The sequence below is a fragment of the Chryseobacterium sp. YIM B08800 genome (assembly GCF_026163565.1).
In the GTDB taxonomy this organism is placed as follows: Bacteria; Bacteroidota; Bacteroidia; order Flavobacteriales; family Weeksellaceae; genus Chryseobacterium.
On the sequence record NZ_JAPDKN010000013.1, the window covers coordinates 1 to 6,854 of the forward strand.

A 6,854-nucleotide genomic window follows, 5' to 3' on the forward strand; every position below is an offset into this window, starting at 1 on the left:
AAAATATCACGAACAATGCTTCTCTATGAAACAGAAGCGTTATTTTTGTTCTTTAATTTAAATAAGAACCCTAATGAATTTCAGATTTTCAGCTCTATTACTATTTGTTTTTGCATGGAGCTTTTCTCAGAATTTAAAAGTAATGTCTTTCAACATCAGACTCAATGTAGAATCTGATAAAGAAAACTCATGGACAAACAGGAAGCAGGATGCGGTAGATCTATTGAGCTATTATCATCCTGATTATTTCGGCGTTCAGGAAGCACTTCCTGAGCAGATGAAAGATATTAAAAATGGTTTAAAAAGCTACGATTATGTAGGTGTGGGTAGAGACGACGGTAAAGAAAAAGGAGAGTTTTCTGCTATATTTTACGATACCGAAAAATTACAGGTGATAAAATCGGGAACGTTCTGGCTTTCAGAAACTCCGGAAAAACCGTCCAAAGGTTGGGATGCAGCTTACAACAGAGTTTGTACGTATGCTGTTTTTAAAGATAAAAAATCGAAGAAAGAGTTTTTGGCAATGAATCTTCATTTCGATCATGTAGGAAATGTAGCAAGAGTAAAATCTGCAGATTTGATTTTAAAGAAAATTAAAGAGATCAATCCTAAAAATTTACCTTTAACATTAAGCGGTGATTTTAATTTGACAGACGATACTGAACCTATCAAAATAATTTCTCAAAACCTGAAAGATACTTTCTACAACTCAGAAACAAAACCTTACGGACCGAAAGGAACATTTACGGCATTCAACGTAACCGAAGTTCCGCAGGAAAGAATCGACTATATTTTTGTAAAAGGTTTTAAGATAAAATCTCATAGACATATCAACGACAGAAGAGAAAATCTGCTGTATCCGTCGGATCATTTCCCGGTTTTGACAGAGCTACAGTTTTAAAATATTAACTCTCAGGAAAATCAATCTCAAATCCAATTCCTCTCAGGGATTGGATTTTTATTTTGTCGTCATGCTGAAAATATTTTCGCAGTCGGCTGATAAAAACATCAAGACTTCTTCCTGTAAAATAATCGTTGGTTTCCCACAAATTATCAAGAATATCGTCTCGTTTGATGGTTTTATGATTAAATTTCAAAAGATAAAGCAAAAGGTCTTTTTCACGAATCGTCAACCTTATTTTTTCTTTGGCATGAGAAAGCAATAGCTTTTCTGTATCTAAAATATAGCTTCCGATGCTGTATTGAGTAACGGTTTCCGAAACTAATGTTCTTTTTAGAATATTTTTAATTCTTAAAATTAATTCTTCCGGATCGCAAGGTTTTGAAATGTAATCATCGGCTCCGATTTTTAGTCCTGTTAAGCGGTCTATTTTCTGATTTTTTGCTGTTAAAAATAAAACTGGGAAATCAGTTTTGGCTTTTAAAATCATTTTTGCCAAAGAAAACCCATCGAGATTAGGCATCATAATATCTAAAATCCCAATATGAAAAGGGAAATCTGACTGTAAAACTGGTAAAATATCTTCAGGATTCTGAAACCATACAACTTCAAAATCTTCAAGCTCGAGATATTGTTTCAGAATCATTCCAAAATCTGAATCGTCTTCTGCCAATAAAATCTTAATCTTCATAAGGAATTGAAATTTTAAAAGTTGTTCCTATATTTACTTCACTCGTAATCTCAGTTTTTCCGCTATATTTTTCAACAATTTTTTTCACGAAAAATAAACCCAAACCTAAACCTTTGCTATTGTGAATATTGTTGGATTGTATTCTGTAAAATTTTTCGAAAATATTTTTCAATTCGCTTTGTTCTATACCTTTTCCGTTGTCTGCAACAATAATTTCGAGTTTATTTTGAATGGTTTTTACATCAATCTTAATTTCTGAAGCACCATATTTTACGCTGTTTTCGCAAAGATTTTTAATCACGGTTTCCATTAGCTTTTTGTCGAAAGGAAGTTCTTTTGAAACTGAATTATTAAGTTTAAAATCAGTGTTCTTGTAAGTAAAAGCCAAATCGTGAATGAAAAAATCCCAATTTTCTGGTTGAATGGCAACATTTTTTTCGTCAAAATCTTCGGGGTGAAGCTGCAGCATTAAATCTTCCAGTCTTAAAATTTGTCGGTCAATTAAAGGTAAGATCTCCGGAGTAAATTCTTTTTTTAATGTTTTTGAAGCAATCTTCAACGTAGCAATTGGAGTTTTAAATTCGTGTGAAATATTATCGACCACAGTGTGTAAAACCTCAACCTGTTTTTGCTGTCTGATTAAATTTTTAACGGTAAAAATATATAAAACCAAAACACTTAATAAAATAGCAACGCAACATAAGATGAGCAAGGTAAGATCTTGAAAAACAACAGTGTTGATATTTAAGATTTGAAAATCGGTCTGGCTTTTTACAAAAAAAGAATCGTCTCTTTCAAGCTGATTGCTTTTATCAGACCTCGAAGTGGAAGAAGTTTCCCATTTTCCGGTATTAGAAATTCCGGCTTTTGTAATCTTGTTTCGCGTTTCGTATAAAGTGACCGGTTTATCGATTAGATTTATATTTTTCGGAACATAAACAATGGATAAAAACTGAGTTCTTACGGCAACTTTATAACCTTCTTTCTCAAATTTATGGTCAATGTAATCACTTAATTTATCTTGTGTGATTTTTTTGTTTTTTTCGAAATAGTTTAAAAACTCTTTTTTGCTGATTTTTTTATTGCTGAATTCGGCAAAGATTTTCCTTTGACCTTCGTCACCCAAATTACTTGCACCGCCAAGATTTTCCAGATTATCGATGTAATCATCAATTCTGTTATGAACATCGCTGTAGATTTCCCGCTTTTTTACCTGAGAAGTTTTGTACATAAAATATACTTGAATACCCAATAATAGCAGGAATAAAGCTGCAAAAAGAGAGATTAGATATTTGCTTTTAGAAATCATTGAAGCAAATATATACATTTCGTGAATGCGTTTTTACCATTAACCTCGCATTAACCTTCCATTAACCGAAATTCTCGGTGGCAATATCCAATTTTGTCACAGTAAAATATCAAACTCATTTGAATTAACTTAAAACTAACTGAAATGTATAAATATCTTCTCTTTCTTGTTTTTCCGGTTTTTATGTTTTCGCAGTCGCAGAAAATTTCCGGTACTGTTTTTAATGCTGACAAAGAAAAACTCGATTCTGTGAAAGTGGAATTGTACAATCATGATAACACTTTAATTAAATCTTTTTTTACCGATTCTGAAGGTAGATTTTTGTTTGATAATCTTTCATCAACATCTTTTAAGCTAAAAATTAATAATGAAAAATACCTTTCATTTGAAAAAAATATCGAGGCTGAAAATGAGAATGAAGCTTTAAATATTATTTTAAAAAACAATCAGAAAGATATTGAAGCGGTAACGATTACGAAGAAAAAACCATTGGTGAAAAGAAAAGTAGACCGTTTGGAATTTAATGTAGAAAACAGCAATATTTCTTCACTCAACGCTTGGGAAATTCTTAAAAAAACACCTCAGGTTACCATTAATAATGATGTTTTGGCAGTGAAAGGCGGAACGTCGGTTTTAATAACCATTAATGATAAAAAAGTAATGATGACTGGCGAAGAGCTCAAAAATTTTCTTGAAAACACACAAGGCGATGACGTGAAATCTGTAGAAGTTATTACCAATCCGCCTGCAAAATATGAAGCGCAGGGTGGAGCTGTTCTGAACATTGTAATGAAGAAAAATAAAATTGAGGGCTATCGTGGAATTCTTTCTTCAAAATATATTCAAACTCAATATGCAAAAGGAGTTGCAGGGCTTTCGCAATATTACAAAAAAGATAAACTTTCGGTGATGGGAAGCTATTTTCGAGGAGGAGGAACGTATTATCGTGAAGGTACAGATTATGTAAATTATCCTGAAGACGCCACAACCTGGATCAGTACGATGAACCGGAAAGATCAGAACAAAAGCCAAAATACAGTAAGCTTTAATGTTGAATATGAAATCGACAGTCTTACAACAGCAAGTCTGAATTACTCAGGATTTTTTGCCCCCAAATCTTTTGGAACTTATTTCGTCCCGACTTTGATTTATAACACTCAGAATGTAGCGGAATCTAATTATACAACGATTAACGATCATCATTCCAGAACAATTAATAATTCATTAAGTTTTCAAATTGACAAAAAACTGAATAAAAAAAGCAGCATTTCGTGGATCAATTATTTTACAACCAATAATTCAAATGCTTATCAAAATGTTTTGACATACTTGAATTTTAAAGATCAACAACCGAAAGAAACCAATTTTATGACCAATAACAAGAGCAATGTTCAGTTGTATTCTACACAATTTGATTATCAATGGAAAAATGAAAAACTGGAATTGGAATCTGGTGCGAAATATAGCTTTGTAAAAACGAACAGTTTGCTTGATTTTTCGGATAATGAAAATGGGCAATTTCAATACAGACAAGAAAAAAGCAGCCTTTTTGATTATAAAGAGCACAACTTTGGAATTTATACATCAATGGCGTATAATCTCGGAAAATGGAATTTCAAAGGCGGGCTTCGTGCAGAAATGACCGATTTGGAAGGTATTGTTTCTGAACCTTATGAAGTAAATAAAAACAATTACTGGAGCTTATTTCCGACTTTTTATGCACAATATACCACGAAAAATAAACATGAATTTGGTTTCTCTTATGGGAAAAGAATCAGCAGACCTTTTTATTCATGGTTAAATCCTGCAAAATCGTATTATAATTTGTTTTCCTATTACCAAGGTGATCCAAAATTAAAAGCAACGATTATTCACAATTTAAATCTTACCTATTCATTCAAAAACTGGAATTTTGATTTTTATTACCGAAAAGAAATTTTCCCCTCAATGGAAATCTCATTTCAGCAACACGAAAACAATAATCTGATCTATTATTTTACCAATATTGAGAAAGGAGAGGCTTTCGGTATGAGTCTTTACAAAAGTTTTGAAATTAAACCTTGGTGGAGTTTGATTGTTTCTGAAAACCTGGAGCACAACGAAAATTATTTTAAAGGAATAGATGGAGCTTTAAATAAAAATCAAGTCTGGAACTGGGTTTCAAATATCTCAACAAGCTTTACTTTAGACAAAAATTCAGACTGGAAAATGGAAGTGGGTCACAAATATTATTCACCGGGAATACAAGGAACATTCACAATTTCCAGTCAATGGTCGGCTTATTTTGTAATGAATAAAAAGTTTTTCAATAAAAAATTAGAAGCGGCATTTATTTTTAATGATATTTTCAGATCGACACAGCAAAAAATAAGCACCAAATATGGAAATCAGGATAATTACTTTTTAGATTATCAGGATACCCAAGGTTTCACTTTTTCTCTAAGATATAATTTTGGAAATCAGTCTGTGAAAAATTCAAAAACGATCAAAAAAGCTGACGAACAGGAAAGATTGTAACAGGTTTAAATCTATATAAAGGATTATAGAGGTGCAAAATGAAAAAATTTGTGCCTCTATATTTTAATGAAAAATAAAAGCGATGAAAATACTCATCGCTATAATTAACTGAATTTTGTTTTTCTAAATTAAACAACCTCAAGAGAAGGTCTGCATTCGGGTTGTCCACAGCTAAAACTTATTTCTGAACATTCTGTTGTAGCACACGGACCACCACTTGTAGAACCATCATAATAAGTAATCATACGACATGAACAATCTAGTTTTCCGCCCATAATTGTTTTTAATGCTTTTCTTTTTAATTTTTTCATAATAATTTTATTTTAGTGTTAAATATTTGGTAATCATAAAGATATAAAATATTTTTAAAGTATTGAATAATATTAAAAAAATAAAAACATATTAAGAAAATAAATTCTCCAGATTTTGTCTAAATATTTATAACTAAAATAACGATTGAACTTTTGAAAAAAATCGAGCCGATGAATAATGAAGACTGCAAACTTTTTTGATTGATTTGCCCAATTGCAAATTTTTCATAGAAAAAAAGTTTTACAGCGGGAAAGTTTCTGTAATTAATGATAGATTTGCAGCAATTATGTAATTCGTTAATTATAAATAATAAAATTATCAAATGAAAAAACAGATTGTTGCATTATTTTGCGTGGCAATATTCAGCGTTTCTTGCGCTCAGAAAAATGATGGAAAAAGTGATAGCAAATATACAGATGATCAGAAAGCATCTTACTATATAGGTTTAAACATCGCTCAAAATATGAAACAGGAAGGTTTCAAGGTAGATGCAGATCTTTTGGCTCAGGCTATTAAAGAAGAGATGAACGGTACAAAAAAACTAATGCCTGCCGAAGAAATGAATGCTTTTATGCAGGATTTTATGCAGAAGCAAAATGAAAAAAAGCAATCTGCAGCGTTAGCTTTGGCTGGTGAAAATAAGAAAAAAGGTCAGGATTTTCTTGCAAAAAATAAAACTAATCCTAAAGTAAAAACGACTGCTTCCGGCTTACAATATGAAGTATTGCAGGAAGGTGATGGCAAAACAAAACCAACGGCTACAAATGTTGTGCAGGTAAAATATACAGGTAAACTTTTAGACGGAACTGTTTTCGACTCTACAGATAAAAATGGAGGTAACGCAATGGATATTAATCTGGGTAGCGTAATCAAAGGTTGGACAGAAGGAATCCAACTAATGAGCAAAGGAGCTAAATATAGATTTTATATTCCTTCAGACCTTGCTTATGGAGATCATGGAGCAGGTGCTGCAATTCCTGCAGGTTCTACAATCATTTTTGATGTAGAATTGGTAGGTATAAAATAAGTTTAAAAATTTTCCCATAAAAAAAGAAGCTGAAAGCTTCTTTTTTTATGGGAAAAACCCGTAGTGCATTTAGGCAATATTTATTTTTAAGTTATTT

The 6,854-nt window shown here is 31.7% G+C and carries 6 protein-coding genes; 3 read left to right on the forward strand and 3 right to left on the reverse strand.

The genetic code is table 11. From position 1 onward, the window contains the following. The first annotated feature begins 73 nt into the window (after window positions 1-73). Window positions 74-901 carry an endonuclease/exonuclease/phosphatase family protein gene (locus OEW74_RS06270; protein WP_265427673.1) on the forward strand — a complete coding sequence of 276 codons (828 nt, stop codon included), beginning with the start codon at window positions 74-76 and terminating at the stop codon, window positions 899-901. A gap of 4 nt (window positions 902-905) precedes the next feature. On the opposite strand, the gene OEW74_RS06275 is transcribed toward OEW74_RS06270, so the two are convergent. Continuing rightward, window positions 906-1,592: a response regulator transcription factor gene (locus OEW74_RS06275; RefSeq protein ID WP_265427674.1), complete on the reverse strand. Its 687-nt coding sequence runs from the start codon at window positions 1,590-1,592 to the stop codon at window positions 906-908. Beyond that, a complete protein-coding gene (locus OEW74_RS06280) occupies window positions 1,582-2,919 on the reverse strand; it encodes a sensor histidine kinase (RefSeq protein WP_265427675.1) in 1,338 nt (445 codons plus the stop codon). The genes OEW74_RS06275 and OEW74_RS06280 overlap by 11 nt, the downstream gene beginning before the upstream one ends. A gap of 126 nt (window positions 2,920-3,045) precedes the next feature. On the opposite strand from OEW74_RS06280, the gene OEW74_RS06285 reads away from it, so the two are divergent. Beyond that, window positions 3,046-5,418 (forward strand): outer membrane beta-barrel family protein, encoded by a 2,373-nt coding sequence (locus OEW74_RS06285; protein ID WP_265427676.1) that lies wholly within the window; start codon window positions 3,046-3,048, stop codon window positions 5,416-5,418. A gap of 128 nt (window positions 5,419-5,546) precedes the next feature. Here the strand turns inward: OEW74_RS06285 and OEW74_RS06290 are convergent, their stop codons facing one another. Further along, the gene (locus OEW74_RS06290; protein WP_115620378.1) at window positions 5,547-5,729 is read right to left on the reverse strand and encodes a hypothetical protein; all 183 of its coding nucleotides are present in this window, start codon (window positions 5,727-5,729) and stop codon (window positions 5,547-5,549) included. Window positions 5,730-6,052: 323 nt separating this feature from the next. Here OEW74_RS06290 and OEW74_RS06295 point away from each other — a divergent pair, with 323 nt between their 5' ends. Then, window positions 6,053-6,757, forward strand: coding sequence for an FKBP-type peptidyl-prolyl cis-trans isomerase (locus tag OEW74_RS06295; RefSeq protein WP_265427677.1), 705 nt, complete (start codon window positions 6,053-6,055; stop codon window positions 6,755-6,757). Window positions 6,758-6,854: the final 97 nt, after the last annotated feature.